At 69.2% G+C, this 25978-nt stretch carries 26 protein-coding genes; 7 read left to right on the forward strand and 19 right to left on the reverse strand.

The window, feature by feature from the left end; all coding sequences use genetic code 11:
* Positions 1 to 2: 2 nt before the first annotated feature.
* The 11 genes from CIK77_RS15020 to coaA all read right to left on the reverse strand — a co-directional run bounded on the left by CIK77_RS15020 (position 3) and on the right by coaA (position 10458).
* On the reverse strand, positions 3 to 1379 hold the full coding sequence (locus CIK77_RS15020; protein WP_249268585.1) for a TrkH family potassium uptake protein: 1377 nt from the start codon (positions 1377 to 1379) through the stop codon (positions 3 to 5).
* 113 nt (positions 1380 to 1492) lie between these two features.
* Entirely contained in the window at positions 1493 to 2332 is an 840-nt protein-coding gene (gene proC, locus CIK77_RS15025; protein ID WP_087054923.1) for a pyrroline-5-carboxylate reductase, read from the reverse strand.
* Positions 2333 to 2451: 119 nt separating this feature from the next.
* Positions 2452 to 2886: a hypothetical protein gene (locus tag CIK77_RS15030; protein ID WP_087054922.1), complete on the reverse strand. Its 435-nt coding sequence runs from the start codon at positions 2884 to 2886 to the stop codon at positions 2452 to 2454.
* The gene (gene tsaD, locus CIK77_RS15035) at positions 2883 to 3977 is read right to left on the reverse strand and encodes a tRNA (adenosine(37)-N6)-threonylcarbamoyltransferase complex transferase subunit TsaD (RefSeq protein WP_087054921.1); all 1095 of its coding nucleotides are present in this window, start codon (positions 3975 to 3977) and stop codon (positions 2883 to 2885) included. Before tsaD ends, CIK77_RS15030 begins: the two co-directional genes overlap by 4 nt.
* On the reverse strand, positions 3974 to 4522 hold the full coding sequence (gene rimI, locus CIK77_RS15040; protein ID WP_249268584.1) for a ribosomal protein S18-alanine N-acetyltransferase: 549 nt from the start codon (positions 4520 to 4522) through the stop codon (positions 3974 to 3976). The genes tsaD and rimI overlap by 4 nt, the downstream gene beginning before the upstream one ends.
* Positions 4519 to 5196 (reverse strand): tRNA (adenosine(37)-N6)-threonylcarbamoyltransferase complex dimerization subunit type 1 TsaB, encoded by a 678-nt coding sequence (tsaB, locus tag CIK77_RS15045; protein WP_087054920.1) that lies wholly within the window; start codon positions 5194 to 5196, stop codon positions 4519 to 4521. Before tsaB ends, rimI begins: the two co-directional genes overlap by 4 nt.
* A gap of 167 nt (positions 5197 to 5363) precedes the next feature.
* A complete protein-coding gene (gene tsaE / locus CIK77_RS15050; protein ID WP_441895032.1) occupies positions 5364 to 5864 on the reverse strand; it encodes a tRNA (adenosine(37)-N6)-threonylcarbamoyltransferase complex ATPase subunit type 1 TsaE in 501 nt (166 codons plus the stop codon).
* Positions 5865 to 5974: 110 nt separating this feature from the next.
* A complete protein-coding gene (alr, locus tag CIK77_RS15055) occupies positions 5975 to 7129 on the reverse strand; it encodes an alanine racemase (protein WP_087054919.1) in 1155 nt (384 codons plus the stop codon).
* 41 nt (positions 7130 to 7170) lie between these two features.
* Positions 7171 to 7578: a holo-ACP synthase gene (locus tag CIK77_RS15060; protein WP_087054918.1), complete on the reverse strand. Its 408-nt coding sequence runs from the start codon at positions 7576 to 7578 to the stop codon at positions 7171 to 7173.
* An 11-nt stretch (positions 7579 to 7589) separates the two neighbouring features.
* Complete coding sequence (gene glmS, locus CIK77_RS15065) at positions 7590 to 9443, reverse strand: glutamine--fructose-6-phosphate transaminase (isomerizing) (protein WP_087054917.1); 1854 nt, start codon at positions 9441 to 9443, stop codon at positions 7590 to 7592.
* A gap of 67 nt (positions 9444 to 9510) precedes the next feature.
* Complete coding sequence (gene coaA / locus CIK77_RS15070; protein WP_087054916.1) at positions 9511 to 10458, reverse strand: type I pantothenate kinase; 948 nt, start codon at positions 10456 to 10458, stop codon at positions 9511 to 9513.
* Positions 10459 to 10616: 158 nt separating this feature from the next.
* Here coaA and CIK77_RS15075 point away from each other — a divergent pair, with 158 nt between their 5' ends.
* Positions 10617 to 11558 carry a Ppx/GppA phosphatase family protein gene (locus tag CIK77_RS15075; protein WP_087054915.1) on the forward strand — a complete coding sequence of 314 codons (942 nt, stop codon included), beginning with the start codon at positions 10617 to 10619 and terminating at the stop codon, positions 11556 to 11558.
* An 88-nt stretch (positions 11559 to 11646) separates the two neighbouring features.
* Here the strand turns inward: CIK77_RS15075 and glmM are convergent, their stop codons facing one another.
* The 3 genes from glmM to rplM are packed head-to-tail and all read right to left on the reverse strand — an operon-like array spanning position 11647 to position 13963.
* Positions 11647 to 13002, reverse strand: coding sequence for a phosphoglucosamine mutase (gene glmM / locus CIK77_RS15080; protein WP_087054914.1), 1356 nt, complete (start codon positions 13000 to 13002; stop codon positions 11647 to 11649).
* Between the two features lie 16 nt (positions 13003 to 13018).
* The gene (gene rpsI / locus CIK77_RS15085; RefSeq protein WP_087054913.1) at positions 13019 to 13495 is read right to left on the reverse strand and encodes a 30S ribosomal protein S9; all 477 of its coding nucleotides are present in this window, start codon (positions 13493 to 13495) and stop codon (positions 13019 to 13021) included.
* Positions 13496 to 13516: 21 nt separating this feature from the next.
* Positions 13517 to 13963, reverse strand: coding sequence for a 50S ribosomal protein L13 (gene rplM / locus CIK77_RS15090; protein WP_087054912.1), 447 nt, complete (start codon positions 13961 to 13963; stop codon positions 13517 to 13519).
* A gap of 241 nt (positions 13964 to 14204) precedes the next feature.
* Between rplM and cysC the strand changes: the two genes are divergently transcribed.
* On the forward strand, positions 14205 to 15317 hold the full coding sequence (cysC, locus tag CIK77_RS18205; protein WP_249268583.1) for an adenylyl-sulfate kinase: 1113 nt from the start codon (positions 14205 to 14207) through the stop codon (positions 15315 to 15317).
* A 139-nt stretch (positions 15318 to 15456) separates the two neighbouring features.
* Here the strand turns inward: cysC and CIK77_RS15100 are convergent, their stop codons facing one another.
* Entirely contained in the window at positions 15457 to 16368 is a 912-nt protein-coding gene (locus tag CIK77_RS15100) for a sulfite exporter TauE/SafE family protein (protein WP_212647484.1), read from the reverse strand.
* A gap of 173 nt (positions 16369 to 16541) precedes the next feature.
* Between CIK77_RS15100 and CIK77_RS15105 the strand changes: the two genes are divergently transcribed.
* From CIK77_RS15105 to cysN, 3 genes are read left to right on the forward strand one after another with little or no spacing between them, the layout of a single operon-like run.
* The gene (locus tag CIK77_RS15105; RefSeq protein ID WP_249268582.1) at positions 16542 to 17315 is read left to right on the forward strand and encodes a 3'(2'),5'-bisphosphate nucleotidase CysQ; all 774 of its coding nucleotides are present in this window, start codon (positions 16542 to 16544) and stop codon (positions 17313 to 17315) included.
* 11 nt (positions 17316 to 17326) lie between these two features.
* Positions 17327 to 18238 carry a sulfate adenylyltransferase subunit CysD gene (gene cysD, locus CIK77_RS15110; protein WP_087054909.1) on the forward strand — a complete coding sequence of 304 codons (912 nt, stop codon included), beginning with the start codon at positions 17327 to 17329 and terminating at the stop codon, positions 18236 to 18238.
* Position 18239: 1 nt separating this feature from the next.
* The gene (gene cysN / locus CIK77_RS15115) at positions 18240 to 19493 is read left to right on the forward strand and encodes a sulfate adenylyltransferase subunit CysN (RefSeq protein ID WP_087054908.1); all 1254 of its coding nucleotides are present in this window, start codon (positions 18240 to 18242) and stop codon (positions 19491 to 19493) included.
* Between the two features lie 159 nt (positions 19494 to 19652).
* Here the strand turns inward: cysN and CIK77_RS15120 are convergent, their stop codons facing one another.
* The 4 genes from CIK77_RS15120 to CIK77_RS15135 form a co-directional block, all read right to left on the reverse strand.
* The gene (locus CIK77_RS15120) at positions 19653 to 20351 is read right to left on the reverse strand and encodes an endonuclease/exonuclease/phosphatase family protein (RefSeq protein WP_087054907.1); all 699 of its coding nucleotides are present in this window, start codon (positions 20349 to 20351) and stop codon (positions 19653 to 19655) included.
* Between the two features lie 69 nt (positions 20352 to 20420).
* Positions 20421 to 21290: a tRNA pseudouridine synthase A gene (locus CIK77_RS15125; RefSeq protein ID WP_249268595.1), complete on the reverse strand. Its 870-nt coding sequence runs from the start codon at positions 21288 to 21290 to the stop codon at positions 20421 to 20423.
* A 104-nt stretch (positions 21291 to 21394) separates the two neighbouring features.
* The gene (mtnN, locus tag CIK77_RS15130; RefSeq protein ID WP_170934123.1) at positions 21395 to 22093 is read right to left on the reverse strand and encodes a 5'-methylthioadenosine/S-adenosylhomocysteine nucleosidase; all 699 of its coding nucleotides are present in this window, start codon (positions 22091 to 22093) and stop codon (positions 21395 to 21397) included.
* Between the two features lie 172 nt (positions 22094 to 22265).
* Complete coding sequence (locus CIK77_RS15135; protein ID WP_087054904.1) at positions 22266 to 22631, reverse strand: helix-turn-helix domain-containing protein; 366 nt, start codon at positions 22629 to 22631, stop codon at positions 22266 to 22268.
* A gap of 122 nt (positions 22632 to 22753) precedes the next feature.
* Between CIK77_RS15135 and CIK77_RS15140 the strand changes: the two genes are divergently transcribed.
* On the forward strand, positions 22754 to 24253 hold the full coding sequence (locus CIK77_RS15140; RefSeq protein WP_087054903.1) for a SulP family inorganic anion transporter: 1500 nt from the start codon (positions 22754 to 22756) through the stop codon (positions 24251 to 24253).
* 229 nt (positions 24254 to 24482) lie between these two features.
* A complete protein-coding gene (locus tag CIK77_RS15145) occupies positions 24483 to 25961 on the forward strand; it encodes an alanine/glycine:cation symporter family protein (RefSeq protein WP_087054902.1) in 1479 nt (492 codons plus the stop codon).
* Positions 25962 to 25978: the final 17 nt, after the last annotated feature.

The following is a 25978-nucleotide window of genomic DNA, read 5'->3' on the forward strand; positions in this document are numbered from 1 at the left end:
GGTCAGCCGATGACCGGTCGCTCCTTCGGAAGCTCGTAGGATGCGCGGCGCTCGCGCAGTGCGAGTGCCGAACCGAGGGTGAGCGGGCCGATTCGGCCGAGGAACATCAGCACGACGAGGCACAGCTGGCCCGCAGCCGGAAGGTCGCCGGTGATACCGGTGGACAGGCCGACCGTCGCGAACGCCGAGATCGTCTCGAAGAGCACACGGTCGAGGTCGAGGTCGGTCATGGCGAGGATCGCCACCGTTGCGCCCATCACCGCTGCGAGCGACAGCAGCACGACCGCGATCGCCTGGCGGTGCACGGAGCGCGCGAGCCGCTTGCCGAAGATGTTCACCGCGGTTCCGCCGCGCAGCTCGGTGACCAGGATGAAGAACAGCACTGCGAACGTGGTCACCTTGATGCCGCCGGCTGTGCCGCCTGGGCCGCCGCCGATGAACATCAGCACATCCATGATCAGCCACGTCTCGTCGTGCATGGCGCCGACGTCGATGGAGTTGAAGCCAGCCGTTCTGGTCTGCACGGAGTGGAACAGCGCCGCGAGCACACGTGTCCAGCCGCTCTCCGCGCCGAGAGTGCGCGGGTTGTTCCACTCGATCACCGCGATCGCGAGCCACCCGATCAGCAGCAGTGCCGCGGTGACGGGCAGCACGATCCGTGTGTTCATCGACCAGTGCAGCGGCTTGCGCCACTCTCGAGCGAGCTCGCGCAGCACAGGGAAGCCGAGCCCGCCGAGCACGATTGCGGCGCACATCGGCAATGTGATCCACGGGTCTGCGACGAAGCGCACCATGCTGTCGCTGTACAGCGCGAAGCCGGCGTTGTTGAAGGCCGACACAGAGTGGAAGACGCCGTGCCACACGGCCTTCGGCGCATCGTATCCGTAGCCGAATGCGAATCGCGCGGCCAGCAGCGCCGCCAGCACGGCCTCGATCGTCAGCGACGTCCTGACGATGTTCCGCACCAGACGCCCCACATCGGGCAGGCCGGCGGACTTCGTTTCGAGCGCCGTGTTCATCCGGGTTCTCACCGACACCCGCCGGGCGAGCACGATCCCGACCATCGCGGCGAACACCATGATGCCGAGGCCGCCGAGCTGGATGAGGGCGAGGATCACGCCCAGTCCGAACGGGCTCCAGTGCACCGCCGTGTCGACGACGACCAGGCCCGTCACGCACAGCGCGGAGACAGCGGTGAACAGCGCTTCGACGATGCTCGCGGAGCCGTCGACGCTCGAGATCGGCAGCCACAGCAGGGTTGCACCGACAAGTGCGGTCAGGCCGAAGCCGATCACGATCACCTGCGCGGGAGCGAGGGCCCGGATGAATCGGACCCGGGTCCGGAACGATCGCTCGCGCCTCTGCGCTTTTCGCGTCACGAGGGTTGAGCGTACGCCCATTCCGCCGCCGTGCAACTCAGGGCGGCGTCGCGCCCGGCGCAGCGGCCTCGTCGTCGGGCCGGCGACGAGGCGCGAACCAGGTGCCGCGGTCGCTACGCTCCGGCGGCGAGCTCCTTCGCACGGGCGTAGGCGGCGTCGGTCGCGGCCGAGAACGTGCCGCCGAGGTCAGCCGCCTGCAGCACCTCGACTGCGCGCTCGGTCGTGCCATGGGGGCTCGTGACGCGGCGGCGCAGCTCGGCTGGTTCGTCGCCGGACGCGTCGAGCAGTGCGGTCGCGCCGGCGAACGTCGCAGCGGCCAGCCGCGCGGCGTCCTCGTCGCCGAAGCCCTGGTGCCTCGCCGCCTTCGTGAACTCCTCGATGAGCAGGAACACATACGCGGGGCCGGAGCCGGTGATCGTCGAGATGGCGTCGATGCCGTCATCACCGGCCACCTCGAAGACGTCGCCGACGGTCTCGAACAGACGGCGCACGATCCGGATGTCCTCATCGGTGGCATGCGTGCCGCCGGCGATGCCGGTGACGCCCTTGCCGGCTGTCGACGGAGTGTTCGGCATGGATCGCACCACGGCCGCACCTGGCAGGTGCCGCTCGAACGTCCCGAGCGTCACGCCGGCGGCGATGCTGACCACGATCGCGTCCTCACGCAGGTGCGGTGCGAGCTGCGTGAGCAGATCGCCGACCATCTGCGGCTTCACTCCGACGACGACGACCCGCGATCCGGCGACCGCTTCGACGTTGCCGTCCGGATGCTCCGACAGCGCGATCGACTCGACGCCGTCGAGCTCGGCGAGAGCGGCGGCTTTCTCGGCGGTCCGGTTCGTGACCCGGATGCCGCCGGAGACCGGGATGGCGCTGGCGACGAGCCCGCGCAGGATCGCCCCTCCCATCGAACCGGCTCCGAGGAATGCGATCGATGGCAGCTCATCCGTCATGCGTCCCAGTCTAGGCGCGGGTCTCCGGCTGCCGAGATGCGTACTTCTACGACGAGATCGCGTCCAGAGGTGCGCATCTCGATGAGAAGTGCGCATCTCGCGAGCGGGACGCGAGGCCGTCAGGCGGCGGGGACGGTCTGGATGGCGTTGTAGATCCAGAGAGCCCAGAAGGCGGCGGATGCGGTGCCGACGATGCCGAGGCCGAGGGCCCAGCCGGCTGACGCGCGGTCCTCCCAGCGGCGGGACAGCGCGACCGAACCGAGGATCACGCCCAGAATCGATACGGGCATCGCCCACGGCATGAACCACGACATCGACAGGCCGAACATCGCGCACATCAGCGCCCACCCGGCCAGCGGCTGCGGCGGTTTCCAGCGCTTCGGTTCGCGACGCTCGTGGCGACGCTTCTCCTCGCGCGCCGCTGCCGCGCGCTGCTCCGCGCGCGATACTGCGGGCCCTCCGGACTCGACGCGAGGTTCAGCAGGGCTCGGCCGATCGCCGGCGAGCTCCTCGATCAGCTTCGCCGGGTCGTCGGCACGCGAGGGTGTGCTCATGGCGCCTCGGCCACCTGTATCTCGGTGACCGGCAGCGTCGAGTCGGCGCCGAACACCAGTGTCGACGGCCTCCGACCCGACGCGATCAGCTCGGCCGCGAGCCCGGCGATCATAGCGCCGTTGTCGGTGCACAGGCTCAGCGGCGGGATCCGCACCGTCACACCCCGCTCAGCCGCGCGCCGGGTCGCCACGTCGCGCAGCCGCTTGTTCGCGATCACGCCTCCGCCGAGCAGCAGGCGCGGAACACCCCTCTCCTCGCACGCGTCGAGCGCCTTGGTGACGAGCACGTCGACGACCGCCTCGCGAAAGCTCGCCGCCACGTCGGCCACCGGAATCGGCTCATCCGCCGCTTCTCGCTGTTCGATCCACCTGGCCACAGAGGTCTTCAGGCCGGAGAACGAGAAGTCCCATCTGTGCTTCTCCCTGTCACTCGCCCGCGACAGCCCCCGGGGGAACCGGATCGCGTCGGGGTCGCCTTCCAGCGCCGCCTGGTCGATCTGCGGACCCCCCGGATACGGCAGGCCGAGGATGCGCGCGACCTTGTCGAACGCCTCCCCTGCGGCGTCGTCGATCGTCTCACCGAGCATCTCGACATCGGTCGTGAGATCGCGCACGTGCAGCAGCGACGTGTGCCCGCCGGAGACGAGCAGCGCGATCGTCGGGTACTCGAGCGGCTCGGTGCCCTCCGTCAGGATGTCCGCGGCGATGTGCCCGACCAGGTGGTTCACGGCGTACAGCGGCTTGCCGAGGGACACGGCAAGCGCCTTCGCCGCGCCGACGCCGATCATCAGCGCCCCTGCCAGCCCCGGTCCGCTCGTCACCGCAACCGCGTCGAGGTCGCCCAGCCGGATGCCCGCCTCGGCGACCGCACGCTCGATGGCCGGCTGCAGCGCCTCCAGGTGCGCGCGCGCGGCGACCTCGGGAACCACGCCGCCGAAACGGGAGTGCTCGTCCATGCTGCTGGCGATCGTGTTGCTCAGCAGCGTGCGGCCGCGCACGATGCCGATGCCGGTCTCGTCGCAGCTGGTCTCGATGCCCAGCACGAGGGGCCCAGATGACGCGGTCGCGTCGGCTGCGGTCTGTTCCGTCATCGGCGCACCTCCTCATCCGGATCCGTTCGCTCCTGCCATCTGCGCACGTCGAGCTTCATCACGATCGCGTCGACGTCGTCCGGCTGGTAGTACCTCGGACGCCTGCCGATCTCCTCGAACCCTTCTGAGACGTACAGCCCGTGCGCCGTCGGGTTGTCGGCGCGCACCTCGAGGAACACCTCGCGCACGCGGCGCTGCGCTGCGGCGTCGAGCAGTGCGCGCAGCAGCGCCCTGCCCCGTCCGGAGCCGCGCGCGGCGGCGGCGAGCGCAATCGTCTGGATGTCGCCGTCCTTGGCGCCGGGGATGGCACGCAGTCCGCCGTACCCGACCACGTCTCCCCCGCGTTCGACGACGAGGTAGCGGCCGTGCGGGCTGGCCAGCTCCGCCGCCATCGACGACTCGCTCCACGCGTCGGTCGCGAACGAGCCCCGCTCGATCGCCATGATCGCGGCGAGGTCGTTCGGAGTTGCGATGCGGATGTCGACTGCGACCGTCTCGGCGGCGTGCATGTTGGCGGCGCCGTGCGCCTCGACCCCGCCCGTCATGTGCTCACCCGCTTGCGGACATGGCCGACCGTGACGTCGGGCGATCGCAGGTACAGGGGCTCGTCCGCTCCCGGTGCGACACCCGCGGCGAGTACGCGGGCCGCGACGCGGCCGAGGTCGGCGGCCCGGATGATCGAGGTGGGTGCATCTGCTGGATTCGCATCATCAGCGGCGGTGCCGGTCGGCACGATCACGGTCGCGCTCGGCAGGATCGCTGCGAGGTCGGCGGCCTGCGGGTGAAGCTCAGGCCCGGAGATCCTGACCGGCAGGCCGTGCTCGTCGATACCGCGGTACACCGAGACGGCGTTCTCTCTGCGTCGGGCATCGGTCACGATCGCGAACGCGCCGCCGTCACCGGTGCGTTCGATGTGAGCGAGCGCCGCGGCGTCGTGACTGGCCACGGGCACCACGTCGATTCCCCGCCCCACGGCGAACGCGCGACCCGCCGCGATGCCGATGCGCAGGCCGGTGAACGGCCCCGGCCCCATGCCGGTTGCCACATGCGTGATCTCGGCGGCCACGACGCCGGCGTCTTCGAGTGCCGCGACGAGCAGATCGCCGATCACCTCGGCGTGCCCCCTCGGGCTGGCGCTCTCGGCGTGACCGAGCACGACGCCATCCGGAGCGACCACGGCTGCGGTCGACCCGATCGACGTATCGACGGCGAGAATCACGCTCCCAGCGTATCGACGCGTACCTGGAGGAGGCTTGATTGCACCTGGACCGTTACCCGCCCGGTACCGCAATGGTCGCCATCCGGTTCGTCTGCGCCTTCCGCAGGTCGTGAGCCGTCAGAAGCGGCGGTGGGCACGGTCGGACGGCCGGTCGTGCGTGCGTGCAGTCAGTGCGCGCGGCTGATGGTCACGATGCGCGGGGCGTCGGCGTCGAGGTCTTCGGCCGAGCGCGACACGTCACCGCACATCGTGTCGGCTCCGCGTCCGCCGACGGGGCGGGCGATCTCGACCTCCCACCACGTCTCGCGAAGGCCCTCCGCCTTGCCCCTGCCCCATTCCATCACGACGACGGACGCGTCGGCATCGATGTCGAGATCATCGAGCTCCATCGCGTCGCCGACACGATAGGCGTCGGCGTGCACGAGCGGCGCACCGCCGGTGAGCGACGGGTGGGTGCGGGCGATCACGAAGGTCGGGCTCTGGATCGGGCCGCGCACGCCCATGCCCTCGGCGAGACCGCGGGTGAAGGTCGTCTTGCCCGCGCCGAGAGGACCGGTCAGCACCAGCAGGTCGCCGGCGACGAGACCCTCGCCGATCCGGCGTCCGAGGTCTTCCATCACCTCGGCCGCCGGCACCTCGTGCGTGCCGAGCATCTCGTCAGCGATCACCGCGCCTCCTCCCGTCCTCGCCTTCCAGCCATCCAACATACCGTCGGCGCTCCGCGCGGGTTCACCTGACGCCAAATGCTCGTTCCGCCGCAGTTCACCGACATCTTGCGTCAGGTGAGCCCGGCGGGCCGCAGGCCCGGCCCATCGGTTCGGGTGACGCGGGGGCCGATGCGGGTGACGATCTCGTAGCCGATCGTGCCTGCGGCCTGCGCCCATTCCTCCGCCAGCGGGGCGCCCGCCGCGGGGTCGCCGAACACGAGCACCTCGTCGCCCACCTCGACGGGCAGATCCCCCACATCGACGACGAACTGGTCCATCGCGATCGTGCCGGCAACGCGGAAGCGCTCGCCCCGGATGGTGACGGGGCCGGCGTTCGAAGCCTGCCGCGGCATGCCGTCGGCGTAGCCGAGCGGCACCAGCGCGTAGGTCGTCTCCCTGGGCGCGCGGTAGCGGTACCCATACGAGGCACCGTGACCGGCGGCGACCCTGCGCACCGCAGCGACCCTGGAGCGCACCGTCATCGCGGGGCGCAGCCCGAGGTCGGAGGGTGTGCGGTCGGCGAGGGGCGAGACGCCGTAGATGCCGATGCCGACCCGCACGGCGTCGAGCCTGGCCTCGGGGATGTCGATGGCCGCTGCTGTGGCGGCGATATGACGCAGCCGCCCGTCGAAGCCGTGCTGTTCGGCGAGGGCGACCCCGTCGTGGAACGCCTGGACCTGTGCGAGATCGTCCGCGCGACTCGTGCCGCTGAGGTGGCTGAAGATGCCGACGACCCTGAGGTGTCCCGCGGCCTCCTCGGCCGCGGCGGCCGCGAACAGCTCGTCCCACTCGCTGCGGTGGGCCCCGTTCCGGCCGAGACCCGTCTCCAGCTTGAGGTGCGCTGCGACGCAGCGGCCGGTGCGCGCACCCGCGGCCGCCGCCGCATGCACCTGCGCGAAGCTCGACAGCCCGAGTTCGATGCCTGAGCGCGCCGCCTCGGCGAAGTCGGCGTCCGGCGCATGCAGCCACGCAATGACGGGCGCGGTGATGCCCGCCTCACGGAGGGCGAGCGCTTCACGGATGTCGGCGACGCCGAGGCGGGTCGCTCCTCCGGCGAGCGCGGCGCGCGCGGCTGTCGGCGCACCGTGGCCGTATCCGTTGGCCTTGACCACCGCGATGCATTCCGGCGTGCCCGCGATGTCGCGCAGCACCCGCACGTTGTGCTCGATCGCCGAGGCGTCGACGATCGCCTCGCGCGGGGGCGCTGCCTGGTCGTTCTCACGCACGGTTGGTTCCTCTTCGTCCTGGAGCCGAGCGCATCCGGGCCTCAGTCATCCGCCTCGCCCCGTCCATCCGGTTCGGCGCCCCGTCCATCAGGTGCCTCGCCCTCGAGCACGGTGTACGCGACGGCGAGGCCTGCATCGTGCGAGAGCGACAGGTGCAGGCTCGTCACTCCGCGGGCGGTCACCGTCGCAGCCGTCTCACCGTCGATCACGTAGCTCGGAGCCTGACGCTCGCCGAGCCGCGGCACCTCGATGTCGCGCCAGTTCACGCCTTCGCTTCCGCCCAGTGCTTTGATCAGTGCTTCTTTGGCGGCGTAGCGCGCGGCCAGCGATCGCAGCGGAAGCTCGCGCTCGTGCGCGCTGAACAGGCGCTCGGCGAGCCGCGGCGACCCCTCGATCTGCTGCTGGAAGCGCTCGACATCGACGATGTCGACGCCGATCCCGATGATCATGCCGCCACCGGTCACTCGACCGTGACGGACTTCGCCAGGTTGCGGGGCTGGTCGACGTCGAGGCCCTTGGCCGTGGCCAGCCCCATCGCGAAGATGTGCAGCGGCACAACCGCGAGGATCGCCTCGAACAGCGGACCGGCCAGCGGCACCCGCAGCATCTCGTCGGCATGCGGCAGCACGGCGGTGTCGCCCTGCTCCGCCACGGCGATGACGCGGGCGCCGCGCGCGCGGATCTCCTCGATGTTCGAGACGACCTTCGCGTGCAGGGTCGCCGCTCCGCGCGGCGACGGCACCATCACGAACACGGGCTGGCCCGGCTCGATCAGCGCGATCGGTCCGTGCTTGAGCTCGCCGGCGGCGAAGCCCTCCGCGTGGATGTACGAGATCTCCTTGAGCTTCAGCGCCCCCTCGAGCGCGATCGGGAAGCCCACGTGACGGCCGAGGAACAGCACGGAACGGGTGTCGGCCATCCAGTGCGCGAGCTGCTCGATGCGCTCCTGCTCGTTGTCGAGGATCCACTGGATCTTCTCTGGCAGCGACTCGAGCTCCGCCACGGCGTCAGCGGTGGTCTCGGTGCTGATCGTTCCGCGCACGCGACCGATGTGCAGCGCCAGCAGGTACAGCGCTGTGATCTGAGCGACGAAGGCCTTCGTGGAGGCGACGGCCACCTCTGGTCCTGCATGCGTGTAGACGATCGCGTCGGACTCGCGCGGGATCGTCGCACCCTGGGTGTTGCAGATCGACAGCGTCCTGGCGCCGAGGCGTGCGGCCTCCTTGACCGCCATCAGCGTGTCCATCGTCTCGCCCGACTGGCTGATCGAGACGACGAGCGTGTCGGGACCGACGATCGGGTCGCGATAGCGGAACTCGTGCGCCAGCTCGACGTCGACGGGCACGCGCGCCCACTTCTCGAGCGCGTACTTGCCGACCTGTCCGGCGTAGCTGGCCGTTCCGCAGGCGATGACGATGATGCGGCTGACGTCGGCGAAGAGCTCGTCGAGACCGTCGAGCTCGGAGATCGCGACGGCACCGTCCCTGACGCGGCCGCGCACCGTGTTCGCCACGGCCTCCGGCTCCTCCGAGACCTCCTTGGCCATGAAGCTCGACCATCCGCCCTTCTCGGCGGCCGCGGCGTCCCACATCACTTCGAAGGGACTGGTCTCGACCTCGTTGCCGTCGAAGTCGGTGACGCGCACCTCGTCGGGGGTGATGGCCACGATCTGGTCCTGACCGATCGCGAGCGCGCTGCGGGTGTGCTCGACGAACGCGGCGACATCGCTGCCGAGGAAGTTCTCGCCGTCGCCCAGCCCGATCACGAGCGGCGAGTTGCGGCGGGCGCCGACGACGAGGCCGGGGTGGTCCTCGTGCATGGCGAGGATCGTGAACGCGCCTTCGAGCCGCGCGGCGACGGCGCGGAACGCGGCGACCAGATCGCCGTCGCTGGCCCGGTACTCGCGGCCGAGCAGCACCGCGGCGACCTCGGTGTCGGTCTGGCTGAGCAGCTCGAAGCCCTGTTCTGTCAGCTCCGCACGCAGCTCGGCGAAGTTCTCGATGATGCCGTTGTGGATCACCGCGAGGCGATCATCGTCAGCGAGGTGCGGGTGCGCGTTCAGGTCGGTCGGGCCGCCGTGAGTCGCCCAGCGCGTGTGCCCGATGCCGGTCGTGCCCGCAGCGATCGGCGCAGCCTCCAGCCGCTCGCGCAGCCTCGCCAGCTTGCCCGCCTTCTTCTCGGCGTGCAGGTCACCCGCACTGTCGATGACGGCGATCCCCGCCGAGTCGTAGCCCCTGTACTCCAGGCGAGCAAGGCCTGCGAGCAGGATGTCCTGGCTCTCGCGCTGGCCGACGTATCCGACGATTCCACACATGGGTACGAGTCTAGAGCGGCGTTCCTGGGGAAGCGCGCAGGCGTGCGGGCCCGCCCACCGTGCGCCGCTACGCCTTGCGGAGGAGGACGGACTCGACGGCGTGCGACGCCCCCTTCTGCAGCACCAGCGTGGCCCGATGCTTCGTGGGGAGCACGTTCTCTACGAGGTTCGGCATGTTGATGTCTCGCCAGAAGCCCAGTGCGGTCTGCTCGGCCTCGGCGTCGCTGAGCCCGGCGAACACGTTGAAGTACGACGCGGGGTTCGCGAAGGCGCCTGCGCGCAGCTTCAGGAACCGATCGACGAACCACCGCTCGATGTGGTCGGTGTCGGCGTCGACGTAGATCGAGAAGTCGAACAGGTCGCTGACGGCGACATCGTTCGGTGCGGGAGGCGGCTGCAGCACGTTCAGCCCTTCGACGATCACGACATCCGGTCTGCGCACCGTGACCTGGGCATCCGGAACGATGTCGTAGCGCACGTGCGAGTAGAACGGCGCGTGCACGACGTCCTCACCGCTCTTCACCTTCGTGAGGAAGTCGACCAGCGCCCGCCGGTCATACGACTCGGGGAATCCCTTGCGGGTCATCAGTCCGCGGCGCTCGAGCTCGGCGTTCGGATGCAGGAAGCCGTCGGTCGTGACGAGGTCGACGCGCGGCGTCGTCGACCAGCGACTCATCAGCTCTCGGAGCAGACGCGCGATCGTCGATTTGCCGACGGACACGGATCCGGCCACGGCAACGACGAAGGGCGTGCGGATGTCCTGGCTGCGGCCGAGGAAGTCGGAGACGTCGGTTCCGATGCGCTGGTACGCGTTCGCCCAGATCGACAGCAATCGGCTCAGCGGCAGGTAGACCTCGCGGATCTCGTCGACGTCGAGCCGGTCTCCGATGCCGCGGATCTGCACCACCTCGGCCTCGGTCAGCGGCTGGTCCATGTCCGCTGCGAGCCGAGACCAGTCGGACCGCGCGATCTGGCGGTACAGCGAGAGCTGCGGATCGGAAGTCACCCGCGACATTCTACCGGCGCGCACGAAGCCGTCGATTCGCCCCGGATACACGGGCACGGCATACGGACCCCTGCGGGAGCGCAACCGCCCCGGCACCGGATCTCCTGCGCCGCGCCGCCGCACCCGGCGCACCGACACACCGAACGGTCGGCGCTATCGTGTTCCCCATGCGACTCGGCGTCCTCGATATCGGTTCGAACACGGTGCACCTGCTCGTCGCCGACGCGCATCCGGGCGGGCGGCCGCTGGCCACCACGAGCGATAAGAGCGTGCTGCGCCTGATGCGGTACCTCACGCCGGACGGGTCGATCTCACGCGAGGGCGCGGAAGCGATCGTCGCCGCCGTGCGCCAGGCGAAGGCCGTGGCCGAAGAGGAGGGCGTCGTCGAACTGCTCGCCACGGCGACATCGGCGATGCGGGAGGCGACCAACGGCGGCGACATCATCGCCAGGGTCGAGGATGCGCTCGGCCAGCCGCTGCAGGTGCTCGGCGGCACGGATGAGGCACGGCTGACGTTCCTCGCCATCCGGCGCTGGTTCGGCTGGTCGGCCGGTCAGATCCTGATGTTCGACATCGGCGGCGGTTCGCTCGAGGTCGCGGGAGGCAGCGAGGAGCTGCCACGACTCGCCGAGTCGGTGCCGCTGGGCGCCGGCCGGATGACGATCGAGCACCTCCCTGATGACCCGGCAGGCGACGACGAGATAGAAGGCCTCCGCGAGCACGCGCGCGGCATCCTGAAGCCCCTCGCGAAGCGGTTCAGGGCCGTGCCGAAACCGGATTTCGTCGTCGGCTCGTCGAAGACCATCCGGTCACTGGCGAAACTCGCCGGCTACGCACAGCCCGGATGGGCGGGAGACGAGCGCTGGCGCCTTCCTCGAGCGGCGCTGGGTGCGTGGATCCCGGTGCTGGCGCGCATCCCCGCCGAGGCGAGGCAGGAGCTGCCCGGCATCACCGCCGACCGCACGTTCCAGATCACCGCGGGCGCCGTCGTGCTGCACGAGGCGATGAGGTCACTCGGTGTCGACGAGCTGGAGGTCAGCCCGTGGGCGCTGCGCGAAGGCGTCATGCTCCGCTACATCGAGCAGCTCGGCTGGGAGGGCGACCGGTAGGCCAGGCCGTTCCTCGTTTCTGGCACGCGTCCGCACAGGACGTCCTGGGGACGCGTGCCAGAAAGCGGGATCGGAGCGGAGACGACGATCAGTGACCGAGTCGCTCCCGGACGACCTTCGCGAGGTGATCTGCATGGCGCCGCGCGGTCTCGCTGTCGGCGGCTTCGACCATGACGCGCACGAGCTGTTCCGTGCCGGAAGGACGCAGCAGCACACGGCCGGTCTCCCCCAGCTCGGCTGCCACGGCATTCACGGCGGCCACGAGCGGCTCGTCATCGGTTCGATCCTTGTCGACGCCGGTCACGTTGATCAGCACCTGCGGGTACACGGTCATGATCGCTGCCAGCTCGGCGAGCGACTTGCCCGTGCGCGCCACTTCTGCGGCCAGGTGCAGGCCCGTGAGCACGCCGTCGCCGGTCGTCGCGTGCTCGCTCATGATGACGTGCCCCGACTGCTCGCCGCCCAGCGAGTGGCCGCCGGCGTTCATGCCCTCGAGCACGTAGCGGTCGCCCACTGCGGTCTGCAGCACCTCGATGCCGCGTTCGCCCATGGCGCGGTGCAGGCCGAGATTGCTCATCACCGTGGCGACCAGTGTGCTGTTAGCCAGCACGCCGCGCTCATGCATCGAGGCCGCGAGGATCGCCATGATCCGGTCGCCGTCGATCTGGTTGCCATCCGCATCGATCGCCAGGCAGCGGTCGGCGTCGCCGTCGTGGGCGATGCCCATGTCGGCGCCGAGACGCACGACGGCTTCCGCGAGATGGTCGAGGTGGGTCGAGCCCACGCCGTCGTTGATGTTGAGACCATCCGGCTCGGCACCGATGACGGTGAGTTCCGCTCCAGCGTCGCGGAAGGCGTCAGGAGACACCCCGGCCGCGGCCCCGTGCGCGCAGTCGAGCACGATGTGCAGGCCGTCGAGCCGATGCGGCATCGTCGACAGCAGGTGCACGAGGTAGCGATCCTCCGCGTCGGAGAAGCGCCGGATGCGTCCGACCTGCGATCCGGTCGGGAGCCATCTCTCCCCGTGCATGTGCTCCTCGATGCGCCGTTCGACGACATCCGGAAGCTTCACGCCCCCGCGCGCGAACACCTTGATCCCGTTGTCGGGAGCAGGGTTGTGCGATGCGGAGATCATGATGCCGAAGTCGGCATCGAAGTCGGCGATCAGGTAGGCGAGCGCAGGCGTCGGGATCACGCCGGCGTCATAGACATCGACGCCGGAGGAGGCGAGCCCGGCCGCAACAGCGGAGGAGAGGAACTCGCCGGAGATGCGCGGGTCGCGCGCGATCACCGCGGAGGCGCGGCGGCCTTCCGCACGACGCGCCTCCGCGGAACGGCCCTGGCCCAGGACGACGGCAGTCGCCTGGGCCAGGGACAGAGCGAGGTCGGCGGTGAGGGAGCCGTTGGCCAGCCCCCTCACGCCGTCCGTGCCAAACAGCGGCATCGGAAGAGTGCTCGCTTTAGCGCTTCGAGTACTGCGGGGCCTTGCGGGCCTTCTTGAGACCAGCCTTCTTGCGCTCCTTGACGCGAGCGTCGCGCGAGAGGAAGCCGGCCTTCTTGAGGGTCGGTCGGTTGTTCTCGACGTCGATGCCGTTGAGCGAACGCGCGATGCCGAGGCGAAGCGCGCCGGCCTGGCCGGACGGGCCGCCGCCGGTGATGCGGGCGATCACGTCGTACGCACCGTTCAGCGAGAGCAGCGTGAACGGGTCGTTGATCAGCTGCTGGTGCAGCTTGTTCGGGAAGTAGTCCTCGAGCGTGCGCCCGTTGACCGTGATGGTGCCGTTGCCCGGCACCAGACGCACGCGTGCGATGGCCTGCTTGCGGCGGCCAACAGCGGCGCCGGGAACGCTGACGACGGGGCGTGCGGCCTCGACGGTCTCAGCGGCCTCGGACTCGGTGCTGTAGTTCTGCGGGAAGTCGGTAGTGTCGTTCGCCACGATGAATCCTTAGCTGCGCGCTTACTGCGCGACCTGGTCGAGGGTGTACGTCTTGGGCTGCTGCGCGGCGTGGGGGTGCTCGGCACCCGTGTACACCTTCAGCTTCGAGAGCTGCTGACGGCCGAGGCTGTTCTTGGGGAGCATGCCGCGGATCGCCTTCTCGACGGCGCGCACGGGGTTCTTGTCGAGGAGCTCCTCGTACGAGACCGAGCTCAGGCCGCCCGGGTAGCCCGAGTGGCGGTATGCACGCTTGTTCTGGAGCTTGTTGCCCGTGAGCGCCACCTTGTCGGCGTTCACGACGACGACGAAGTCGCCCATGTCCATGTGCGGAGCGAAGGTCACCTTGTGCTTGCCGCGCAGAAGCGCGGCCGCGTGCGAGGCGAGGCGGCCGAGAACGACGTCGGTGGCGTCGATGACGAGCCACTCGCGCTGGGCGTCGCCAGCCTTCGGGGAATAAGTGCGAGTCACAGTTGTGCTGCTTTCTATTCGAACGGAGACGTTCGTGAATCCCGCTCCGGTGCCGATTCCGAGTCGAAGATCCGGAATGCAGACGTTGGAGGGCTCACGTTCGCAGTGCGCGCGGTCGCGCACCAACGAGATAGCTTAGCACGACTCACGGCCCGCCGCATCACCGCGCTCAGGTCTGCGGCGGCGCGCAGAACGAGAACGAAGGTTGTGCACGGAGCGAAAGCGGGCACAGGATGGGCGAGTGACTGATGTGCATGCAACCCTGTCGTCCGCGCAGCTGCGCGATGTCGAGCTCGCGCTGGCCGGCGCGAACGACAGCTGCGCTCGGCTGCGCCTGCGCGACGTCGAGATCGCGCAGGGCGATGCGGTCACGCTGCACGATGCCGAGGGCACGGATGTCGCAGAGCTCCGCGCCGACGACGTCGATGTCGTTCCGCCGCACCCGGCCGGAGTCGCGCAGATCGGCACGGGAACAGCGCCGGATCTGCCGGGCGAGACGCTGGTCTCCGGCGCGGTGTCGGCGCGCCGACCGCTCGGACACCGCGACCGCACCGAGCTGCGCGCAGCCGCCGGATTCGCCCGCGTTCGGCGGGCTGTGCTGGTCACCGGGGCCGTACCGGAACCGGAAGACGCCGGATGGGATGGTGCAGGCCCTGTGATCGTGCTGGATCGCGGCGACTCCTCCGCCCTGGCCGTCGCCGTCGCCCGGGTCGAGCACGCAGGGCGCCGCGCCGTGGTGATGCCCTCGCCGAGCGATCCGGCTTCCGTCCGCGACGTCGCAGAGCAGCTCATCGCCGACCGCGTCGACGTCTGGGAGACCGCGATCCCCGCCTCCCCCGGGTGTGCGATCCTGCTGACGGGGCTCTCCGGCTCCGGGAAGTCCACCATCTCGAAGCTGCTCGTCGAGCGCCTCGCCGAGACCGACGAGCGCACCACCACGCTGCTCGACGGCGACGAGGTCCGGCTCATCCTGTCGAAAGGCCTCGGCTTCTCCCGCGAGGACCGGATGCTCAACGTGCAGCGGATCGGCTGGGTCGCGTCCCTTGTCGCGCGGCACGGCGGCATCGCCGTCTGCGCGCCGATCGCGCCGTACGAAGCGATGCGCCGCGAGATGCGCGAGCGCGTCGAACAGCACGGTCGCTTCCTGCTCGTGCACGTGTCCACCCCGGTGTCCGTCTGCGCCGAACGCGATCGCAAGGGGCTGTATGCCGAGGCCGCCGCCGGTGAGATCGCCGAGTTCACCGGCATCAGCGACCCGTATCAGATCCCCTCGGACGCCGACCTCACCATCGATGCCGCCGTCGTCGCACCGGATGACGCCGTCACGCAGATCCTGGAGGCCATGCACCGCTGAATCCCACCGGCCCCGAGGCCCCGCGCCCAGCTGCCGAGATGCGCACATCTCGTCGAGATGCGCCGGTTTCTGCGTCCGGATGTCGAAGAAGCGCGCATCTCGGCGGTGGACGCGCAGGTCACCCCGGCAACAGAAGGCCTCATTCCGGCACCTTTCGCTCACGACGTGCGGCGGGCAGGATTCCGTAGGCGGACCGCAGGCCTATCCAGCCGAGCGTCGCGGCGACGAAGGCGAGTGAGACCGCGGCTATCGTCCACGGGATGTCCACGTCGAGCATGCGCAGCCCGGAGGCCAGCAGCACCAGTGCGAGCGCGCGGCGCACGATGCCGCTGGGCAGCGTGGACGACAGCCGCGCACCGATGATCGTGCCTGGCACGCTGCCGATGATCAGCGGCAGCACGATCGACCAGTCCACCTCGCCGAACAGCAGGTGCCCGATGGCCGCGGCGATCACAAGCGGAACTGCCTGCACGAGATCGGTGCCGACGAGCCGCCCCATCGGGAGCAGGGGGTACAGCAGCATCAGCGCGATGATGATGAGCGAGCCCGACCCGACGGAGGTCAGCCCGACCATCAGACCGCCGACGATCCCGACGAGCAGCGTGGGGATCCGGCGCACCCGCACCGGCTCCCCATCGTCGCGGCGCGTGTGCGTGCCGTCGCGACGCTCGCGGGCACGGTTGCGCATTCCGACGAAGGCGCGCAGACCGATCAGGGCGGCAGCCAGGACCAGAACCGCGCCGAGCGAAGTCTTGACGAATGCCGATGCGTCGGCCGCCTCGCCGTAGACCGAGATGATCAGTGCCCCGCAGAACGCAGCAGGCACGGATCCGATCATCAGCCACAGCACGAGCCCCCAGTTCACGGTGCCCCTGCGCGCGTGCACGATGGATCCTGCCGGCTTCATCACTGCGGACGTGATCAGGTCGCTCGAGACCGCCGTGAACGGGTTCACCCCGAAACCCAGCACCAGCACGGGCGTCATCAGGGCGCCGCCGCCCATGCCGGTCAGCCCCACGACGACACCCACGCCGAGGGCCGCAGACGACATCGCCCAGTCCATAGGTCGCGACGGTATCCCACACCCGACAGGGTTCCCGAGGCCCGCAGTAACCGGGCGTCATGCGACAGCCGGATCGACCGTCGCCCGGGTTATGGTCAACTCGCCGCGGGGCGCTCCCCGGCGGCACAGCCCAAACCGAACCGTTCGCGAGGCCCAGAACCGTGGTTACCGAAGACGCAGGAAACAGCGACGCAGCCATCGCTCGCGCCCTCGCAACCGAGGCGGCGACCCGGCTCGTCGGCATCCGGCGCGAGAACCCGGATGCCGACCGGCTGGCGCTGAAGGATCTGGGCGATCAGGGCGCGCAGGCCGTTCTCGCCGCGCGCCTGGCCGAGCTCGCGCCGGCCGACGCCGTGCTCAGCGAGGAGGCCGCGGACAGTGCTGCTCGACTCTCCGCATCGCGCGTGTGGATCATCGACCCTCTCGACGGCACCCGCGAGTACAGCGAGGGGCGCGACGACTGGGCCGTGCACATCGCGCTCGTCGTCGACGGTGAGCTCGCCCTCGGCGCTGTCGCGCTCGGCGGCCCGGACGAGGTGGTCGTGTCGACAGACGTCGCCGGCAGCCCGGATGCCGTGGGCGACCCGATCCGGATCGCCGTCAGCAGGAGCCGCGCACCGGGGATCGTCCGCCGGGTCGCGGCCGCTCTCGGCGCCGAGCTCATCCCGATGGGCTCGGCCGGGGTGAAGATCTGCTCCGTCGTGAACGGCACAGCCGACGCGTACCTGCACGGCGGCGGGCAGTACGAGTGGGACAGCGCGGCGCCCGTGGCCGTCGCCCGCGCCGCGGGACTGCACGCTTCGCGCCTCGACGGTCGCGACCTCGTCTACAACCGGCCCGACCCCTACCTTCCGGATCTCGTGGTCTGCCGCCCCGGCATCCGGGATCGCGTGCTGAGCGCGATCGACGACGCGCTCGCGGCGCAACCGGAGTGAAAGGAGCCCTCGTGTCCTCGGAAACGCACTACTCGATCTCACAGCTGAGACAGCTCGAGGCCGAGTCGATCCACATCATCCGCGAGGTGGCGGCACAGCTCGAGCGCCCTGCGCTGCTGTTCTCCGGCGGCAAGGATTCGCTCGTCATGCTGCACCTCGCGATGAAGGCGTTCGCGCCGGCGAGGCTGCCCTTCCCCGTCGTGCACATCGACACCGGTCACAATTTCCCAGAGGTGCTCGACTTCCGCGACGAGCATGTGGCCCGCAACGCTCTCCGCCTGATCATCGGTTCTGTGCCTGAGGCGATCGAGCGCGGACTGGTCCGCGAGGAGCCCAACGGGTCGCGCAACCGCATCCAGACGCCGGTGCTGCTCGACACGGTCGAGAAGAACGGCTTCGACGCGATGCTCGGCGGCGCCCGCCGCGACGAGGAGCGGGCCCGCGCCAAGGAACGCGTGTTCAGCTTCCGCGACGAGTTCGGCCAATGGGACCCGAAGAACCAGCGCCCCGAGATCTGGGACCTGTACAACGGTCGCGTCCACCCTGGTGAGTCCATCCGGGTGTTCCCGATCTCGAACTGGACCGAGCTCGACATCTGGCAGTACATCAAGGAGGACGAAGTCGCGATTCCGCCGATCTACTTCGCCAGCGAGCGCGACACCTTCGTGCGCGACGGCATGGTGTTCGAAGCCAACGAGTTCTGCCGCCCCAGAGAGGGCGAGGAGGTCTCGAGGCGGACGGTGCGCTATCGCACCGTGGGAGACGCGACCCTCACTGCGGCGGTCGAGAGCGACGCCGACACGGTCGACAGGATCATCGACGAGGTCGCCGCGACGCGCATCACCGAGCGCGGTGCGACGCGCGGCGACGACCGCGTGAGCGAGGCCGCGATGGAGGACCGGAAGAAGCAGGGGTATTTCTGAGATGGACATGCTGCGATTCGCCACGGCCGGCTCCGTCGACGACGGCAAGAGCACGCTGATCGGCCGACTGCTGTACGACTCGAAGTCGATCTTCGAGGACCAGCTGCTCAGCGTCGAGGAGACGAGCAGGAGCCGCGGCAACGAATACGTCGACCTGTCGCTGCTCACCGACGGCCTTCGGGCCGAGCGCGAGCAGGGCATCACGATCGACGTCGCCTACCGCTACTTCGCGACTCCCAAGCGCAAGTTCATCATCGCCGACACTCCCGGCCACCAGCAGTACACCCGCAACATGGTCACGGGCGCCTCGACCGCCGACCTCGCAGTCGTGCTCGTCGACGCGCGCAAGGGCGTGCTCGAGCAGTCGCGCCGCCACGCCACGATCGCGTCGCTGCTGCGCGTGCCGCATGTCGTGCTCGCGGTGAACAAGATGGACCTCGTCGACTACGACGAGCAGGTGTTCGATGAGATCCGCCAGGACTTCCTCGACTTCAGTGCGAAGCTGAACATCACCGACATCACGGCGATCCCGCTGTCAGCGCTGAACGGCGACAACGTCGTCACACGCAGCGAGAACATGCCGTGGTACGAGGGAACCTCGCTGCTGCACCACCTCGAGAACGTGTACATCGGAGCCGACCGCAATCTCCAGGATGTGCGCTTCCCCGTGCAGTATGTGATCCGCCCGCAGCAGTCCGACGCGATCGACTACCGCGGGTACGCCGGCCGGGTGGCGAGCGGACTCATCCGGACCGGCGACGAGGTCATCGTGCTGCCCAGCGGCCTCACCTCGCATGTGAAGGCCATCGACACGGCCGACGGGGAGATCGCGCAGGCGTTCCCGCCGATGAGCGTCACGATCCGCCTCGAGGACGAGATCGACATCTCCCGCGGCGACGTCATCGCCCGTCCGCACAATCAGCCGCACGTGTCGCAGAACATCGATGCCATGGTGTGCTGGATGGACGAGACGCTGCCCCTCGTGCCGGGAAAGAAGTACACGGTGCTGCACGGCACCCGCGAGGCGCGCTGCGTCGTCAAGGAGCTGCAGTACGAGCTCGATGTGAACACGCTGCACCGCAATCAGGCAGCCGACCAGCTGCATCTGAACGGCATCGGCCGCGTCGCGCTGAGGGTCACGACGCCGCTGGTGGCGGACCCGTACGCGTCGAACCGCGAGACAGGGTCGTTCATCCTGATCGACGAGTCGACCAACTCGACCGTCGCGGCCGGCACGATCACCTCAGCGGAGTAGGCGCGGGCGGAGCCGCCCGCATCCGGTGCCCGCGCGCACAGCGCAACAGAACGCGCGTTCCCGAACATCGCCTCGCACAGAATCTGTTGAGTTGCGCGCATTCTGTTGCCGAACGCGCGTCGCCGGATGGCCCACGGCCGCCGCATCCGGAGATCCGGGTCACACGAGCTGGATTCTGCCCGTCATGCCTGAGCGGTAGTCGGCCTCGACGAGGATCGGGAGGTGGTCGCTCGATCCCTGGGGCAGGGTCTGCACGTCACCGATCGAGAGCTGCCGCGAGGTGACGAAGTCGTAGTGCCCGCGGAAGTAGCGGTAGCGCGTATAGGTGCGCGAATCGCTGAGGGTCAGGTCGTAGCCGTGCTCGCGCACGCGATCGCCGAGCCGCTCCTTGAAGATCGGATAGTTGTAGTCGCCGACCATCAGCGTCGGCGTGCCTGGCCCGAGCTGTTCGAGCGCCTGCAGCGCCGAGGTGATCTGCGACCGCCGCAGCGAGTTCAGCGCAGTCAGCGGTGCGGCGTGGAACGACGCCATCGTCACCTCGCGGCCGGCGTCGATGTCGTGCAGCTGCACGCCGAGCAGCCGCTCATGCGCGGGGCGCAGCACGATGTCGTGCAGCGACTTCTTCAGCCCCAGCGAGACGCTGTCGACGAGCCGATAGGTGTTCTCGCGGTAGTAGACGGCGAGGCCGAGCCGGTTCTTGTCCGTCGCGGCCGCCTGTCGAAGACCCTGTACGCGGTCAGGAAGATCCGACACGTCGGCCTCCTGCAGACAGAGCACGTCGGGCTCATTGCGTTCGACGAGTCTCGCGAGTTCTCCGGCAGCCGCGTGCTTGCGGAGATTGTAGGACAGCACCTTCATGATCGCAACGCTACGCCTCGGACCGCGCCTCCGGCCGTCGAACCGCGCACGAACTCGGCCGTCGCGAGGTCACGACTCGCGGTCGCGGCGGTTGCGGGTCTGCTCGGCGCGCGCGGCCAGCTGCTCCTCGGCCGGGTAGCCGACGTCGGTCAGCGTCAGGCCCCGCGCCTCCTGCACCTTGAACGAGCTCGTGCGCACGAGCTCGTCGCGCAGCACCTCGAGATCGCCTGGGGCGAGACGTCCCTCCCCTACGGCGACGCAGGCGCCGACCAGCGCACGCACCATCGAGTGACAGAACGCGTCGGCTCTGACGTTCGCGATGAGCAGGCCGCGCTCGTCGCGCCGCCAATCGAATTCGAGCAGGGTCCTGATGGTCGTGGCGCCGGGACGCGGCTTGCAGTAGGCGGCGAAATCGTGCAGGCCGATGAGCCCGCGGGCCGCCCTGTCCATCGTGTCCGTATCGAGCCTTCCCCTGACCCGCGTCGTACGCAGCCGCTGAAGCGGGTCATAGCCCGCCGTCTGGTCGGCGATGCGGTACTCGTAGCGCCGCCACGCCGCTGAGAAGCGCGCGTCGAAGCTGTCGGGAGCCGTCGACGTCCGTGTCACCGTGACGTCTGAGTACGGCCCGAGCACACCCGTCGCCCTGTGCGCCAGCACGGACGCGGGGTCGCGATCCGCCTCTGCGCCGGCGTGCTCGCGGGGCTTGTCGATGCGGCGTCGGCGTGTGACGCGCTCCCACTGGTCAGGCGTCAGGTCGGCGTGAGCGACCTGACCCGTCGCGTGCACGCCCGAATCGGTGCGCCCCGCGACGGTGAGCCGCACCGCCGAGCCGGCAACCCGCGCGAGCGCGTCCTCGAGGACGCCCTGCACCGTGCGCAGTCCTGGCTGCCGCGCCCACCCCTTGAACTGAGTGCCGTCGTAGGCGATGTCGAACCGGATGCGCCGGAGCGCATCATCCGACGTGCCGGGATGAGCCGCACCCGCGTTCGGAGCTGCGCCGGAGCCCGCATCGCGAGGCGCGCTCCCATTCCCATCCGGCGTGCTCACAGCGCTCCCAGTGCGGCGATCACGACCCGCGCGGAGCGCTCGGCGGCATCGTCGATGTGGGTCTCGAACTCGGTGCCGTCCGGTGCGCACAGGTCGCTGACCGCACGCGCGACGGCGAACGCCGCGCCGTGGCTATGGGCAGTCTGCGCGACCGCGACCGTCTCCATGTCGATCGTGAGGAGTCCTGGGAAGGATTCGCGCAGCTCGTGCGCGATGTCGACGGTCGCGAACTTGTCGCCCGCGCCCATCACTCCCTCCCGCACGACGGCTCCGTCGAGCGCCGTCGCGGCGAGCGCGGCGCGGATCTCGGCGTCAGCCGAATAGGACGCGGGCATGCCTGGCGTCTGGCCGGGAACGTAGCCGAAGGCCGTGGCGTCCGCCTCGACGTTGATCGTGTCGGTGCCGACCACGACGTCACCGACCGAGACTCCCGCGGCGAGGCCGCCGCAGCTGCCGGCGACGATGATCGCGACGTCGTCGCCGTAGCGGTGGATCGCCCCTGCGGTCGCACCGGCGGCGTTGATCATGCCGATTCCGCTCGTGACGAGCACGACCGTACGTCCGCCCAGGTCGAGCCCACGGTGCACGGCCCCGCCGATCCTCACGGGTTCGCTCACCTCGCCCGCGGCTTCGAGGAAGGGCTGCGCCTCCTCGTCCATCGCCACTTGGATCACATATACGCGGTTCGCCGTCACCATACGAGGCTAAGTCATCCGGATGAAGCGCTCATCCGGATGTCCGTTGCAGGAACACGGCGCCCGCACCCCGCCCACCGGCTCACGAGATGCGCACTTCTTCGACAGAATCACGTCCAGAACGGCGCATCTCGACGAGAAGTGCGCATCTCGGCAGTGGTGTGCCGGGGTGTCACACGCCGCGGAGGCGGGCGATGAGTTCGTCGGCGGCGGCGAGCTGACGTGCGAGCTTGTCTCGACGTTCCTCCGCATCGACGACGAACGTTCCCAGGGCGGCGCGAGCACCCGGATCGTCCGGATTCGCCGCGAGGGCGTCGGCTGCCGCGAGCACTTCACCCGTCTGATCGAGGGAGAAGCCGAGCGGCTTCATCCGGCGCACGAGCAGCAGCCGATCCACGTCGGCCTCCGTGTAGAGCCGGAACCCGCCTGGAGTACGGTCGCTCGGCGTGACGAGCCCGAGCTCGTCGTAGTGCCGCAGTGTGCGCAGCGAGAGCCCCGTGCGCTCGGCGACCTCGCCGATGTGAATGGTTCCCGCCATGTCCACCGCTCCTCGATTTGGCACCCAACCCTACCGTAACGGTAGAGTTGTGCATCGGGCCTGTTCTCGGCCCCTCCGGCATCTCAGCCACGCCATCTTCTCGCACCGCCCCTGGAGGCCCCATGTCCGCGACCACGCGCGAAAAGGATCGCTACCGTCCGCGCCCCACGGTGATGGACGCCCTCCGTTCGCCGAAGCTCCTCACCAAGGAGGTGCTCGCCGGCGTCGTGGTCGGTCTCGCACTGATTCCGGAGGCCATCGCGTTCGCCCTCGCCGCCGGCGTGCCAGCCGAGGTCGGCCTGTTCTCCTCCATCGTGATGGCGATCTCGATCGCGTTCCTCGGCGGACGTCCGGCGATGATCACCGCGGCGACGGCCGCCATCGCGCTCGTCATCCGGCCCGTCGCCGACCAGTACGGCCTCGACTACCTGATCGCGACGGTCATCCTCGGCGGCGTCATCCAGGTCGTGCTCGGTCTGCTCGGCGTCGGCAAGCTGATGCGATTCATCCCCCGCAGCGTGATGGTCGGCTTCGTCAACGCTCTCGCCATCCTCATCGCGGTGGCACAGCTCGAGCACTTCGAGGGCGCGTCATGGATGATCTACCCGATCGTCGCCGTCGGCCTGCTGATCCTGTGGCTGTTCCCGAAGCTCACCAAGGCCGTGCCTGCGCCGCTCGTCGTCGTGATCGTGGCGACACTGGCGGTGTGGGCACTCGACCTCGATGTGAAGAGCGTCGGCGACCTCGGCACGCTGCCAGGCGGTCCGCCGCTGCCGTACTTCCCGGATGTGCCGCTCACGTTCGAGACGCTGCAGATCATCGCGCCGTACGCGCTCGGCATGGCGGCGGTCGGCCTGATGGAGTCGCTGATGACGGCCAAACTGGTCGACGACATCACCGACACGCACTCGAACAAGACGCGCGAGTCGATCGGCCAGGGCGGCGCGAACATCCTCTCCGGCTTCTTCGGCGGCATGGGCGGCTGCGCGATGATCGGCCAGACCATGATCAACGTGCGCGCATCCGGCGCCCGCACGCGAGTGTCGACGTTCACGGCAGGAGTCTTCCTGCTGATCCTGGTGTGGTTCCTCGGGCCGATCATGAGCCTGATCCCCATCGGCGCGCTCGTCGCGGTCATGTTCATGGTGGCGATCCTCACCTTCGACTGGCACTCCATCCGGCCCGCGACGCTGAAGCGGATGCCCAAGAGCGAGACGATCGTGATGCTCGTCACGGTCATCCCGGTGCTCATCACACACAACCTGTCGATCGGTGTCGTGATCGGGGTGTTCGTCGCGGCGATCCTGTTCGTGCGCCGCGTGGCGCACTTCACGACCGTGACGCGCTCTGTGAGCCCGGACGAGTCGACGGCGCACTACGCAGTCGACGGCGAGCTCTTCTTCGCCTCGTCGAATGACCTGACCACGCAGTTCGAATACGCAGAGGACCCTCAGCGCGTCGTCATCGACATGTCGCGCTCGCACGTGTGGGACGCGTCGACGGTTGCGGCCCTCGACGGAATCGAGCAGAAGTATCGCGACCACGGCACCGAGGTCGAGATCATCGGTCTCAACACCGCCAGCGGCGACTTCCACGGCAGGCTCACAGGCAACCTGCCCTGACCAGAGACTCCGAAGGCCGGGCATCCCCATTGCGGCGGATGCCCGGCCTTCGCTGTGTCTCGGGCGCCCGCGAGATGCGCACCTCTTCGACGAGAGCACGTCGATATCGGCGCGTCTCGGCGATATCGGCGCAGTTCGGCGGCTTGGCGCTACACTCTCCCCCAAACCGATCGAGCGCGGCCGGTGGAGGTGGGGCGACCGTGCGCACGACAGGACGGGGAATCGCACAATGACCGATGCCATCCAAGCCGCACTCGAAGCCGTCAGCGGAGTCATCTGGGGGCCGTGGCTGCTCATCCCCCTGCTCCTCGGAACCGGGCTGTATCTGACCATCCGGCTCGGCGGACTGCAGTTCGTGCGCCTCGGCGCGGCCCTGCGACTCGGCATCTTCCGCAGGAAGGACTCCGGCGCCGAGGGCGACATCTCGCAGTTCCAGGCCCTCACCACGGCGCTGGCGGCCACGGTCGGCACCGGCAACGTCGTCGGCGTCGCCACGGCGCTCGCCATCGGCGGGCCGGGCGCGCTGTTCTGGATGTGGGTCACCGGCCTGCTCGGCATGGCGTCGAAGTACTCCGAGGCGTTCCTCGGCGTGCGCTTCCGCACCACCGACGCCGCAGGTGAGCGCAACGGCGGGCCGCAGCAGTACCTCGAGCGCGGCATCCGGAACTGGTTCGGAAAGACCCTCGCCGTCGCCTTCACACTGTTCACGATCTTCGCCTGCTTCGGAATCGGAAACCTCACTCAGGGCAACTCGGTGTCGGCCAACCTCGAGCGCAGCTTCTCCGTTCCCACCTGGGTGACCGGGATCGTGCTGACGGTGGTCGCGCTCATCGTGCTCGTCGGTGGGATCAAGTCGATCGGCCGGGTCACGGCCGGTCTCGTTCCGATCATGATCGTGATCTATGTGGTCGCGGCCCTCTACATCCTGCTCGTCAACGTCGGCGACATCCCTGCGGCCCTCGGCATGATCTTCCACGACGCGTTCACCGGCAGCGCCGCCGCCGGCGGCTTCGCGGGATCGGTCATCATCATCGCGATCCAGTTCGGCGTCGCGCGCGGCATCTTCTCGAACGAGTCCGGCATGGGGTCCGCGGCGATCGCGGCGGCCGCCGCCCGCACCAGCCACCCCGTCCGACAGGGTCTCGTGTCGATGACGCAGACCTTCATCGACACGATCATCGTCGTGACGATGACCGGCCTGGTGATCGTCACGACGGGCGCATACTCGTTCACCGGCTCCGATGGCGAGCAGTTGGACGCCTCGTTGATGACCGGTGAAGCGTTCGCCCAGGGCCTGCCGGGCCAATGGGGGCACTGGATCGTCACGACCGGCCTCGTACTGTTCGCGTTCTCCACGATCCTGGGCTGGTCGTACTACGGCGAGCGCGCCATCGAGAAGCTGCTCGGCCTCCGCTCGGTGATGCCGTTCCGCGTGCTGTTCGCTCTTGTCGTCTTCGTCGGCTGCACGACCGAGCTCGGCGTCGTGTGGGCGTTCTCCGATGTGATGAACGGCCTGATGGCGCTGCCGAACCTGATCGGACTGCTGGTGCTCTCCGGCCTCGTCGCGCGGGAGACCCGCGCCTACCTGCGCCATGACCCGAAGCTCACGGCCACGCAGGAGGAGATCGAGACGTTCATGGCAGATGATCCCGGATGGCAGGAGTGGCGACGAACGGAGAAAGCAGGCAGGGACGCGAAGCGCCCGTAGCCCCTCGGGGGTGCACC

It is taken from the genome of Microbacterium sp. JB110 (assembly GCF_003335195.1).
GTDB lineage: Bacteria > Actinomycetota > Actinomycetes > Actinomycetales > Microbacteriaceae > Microbacterium.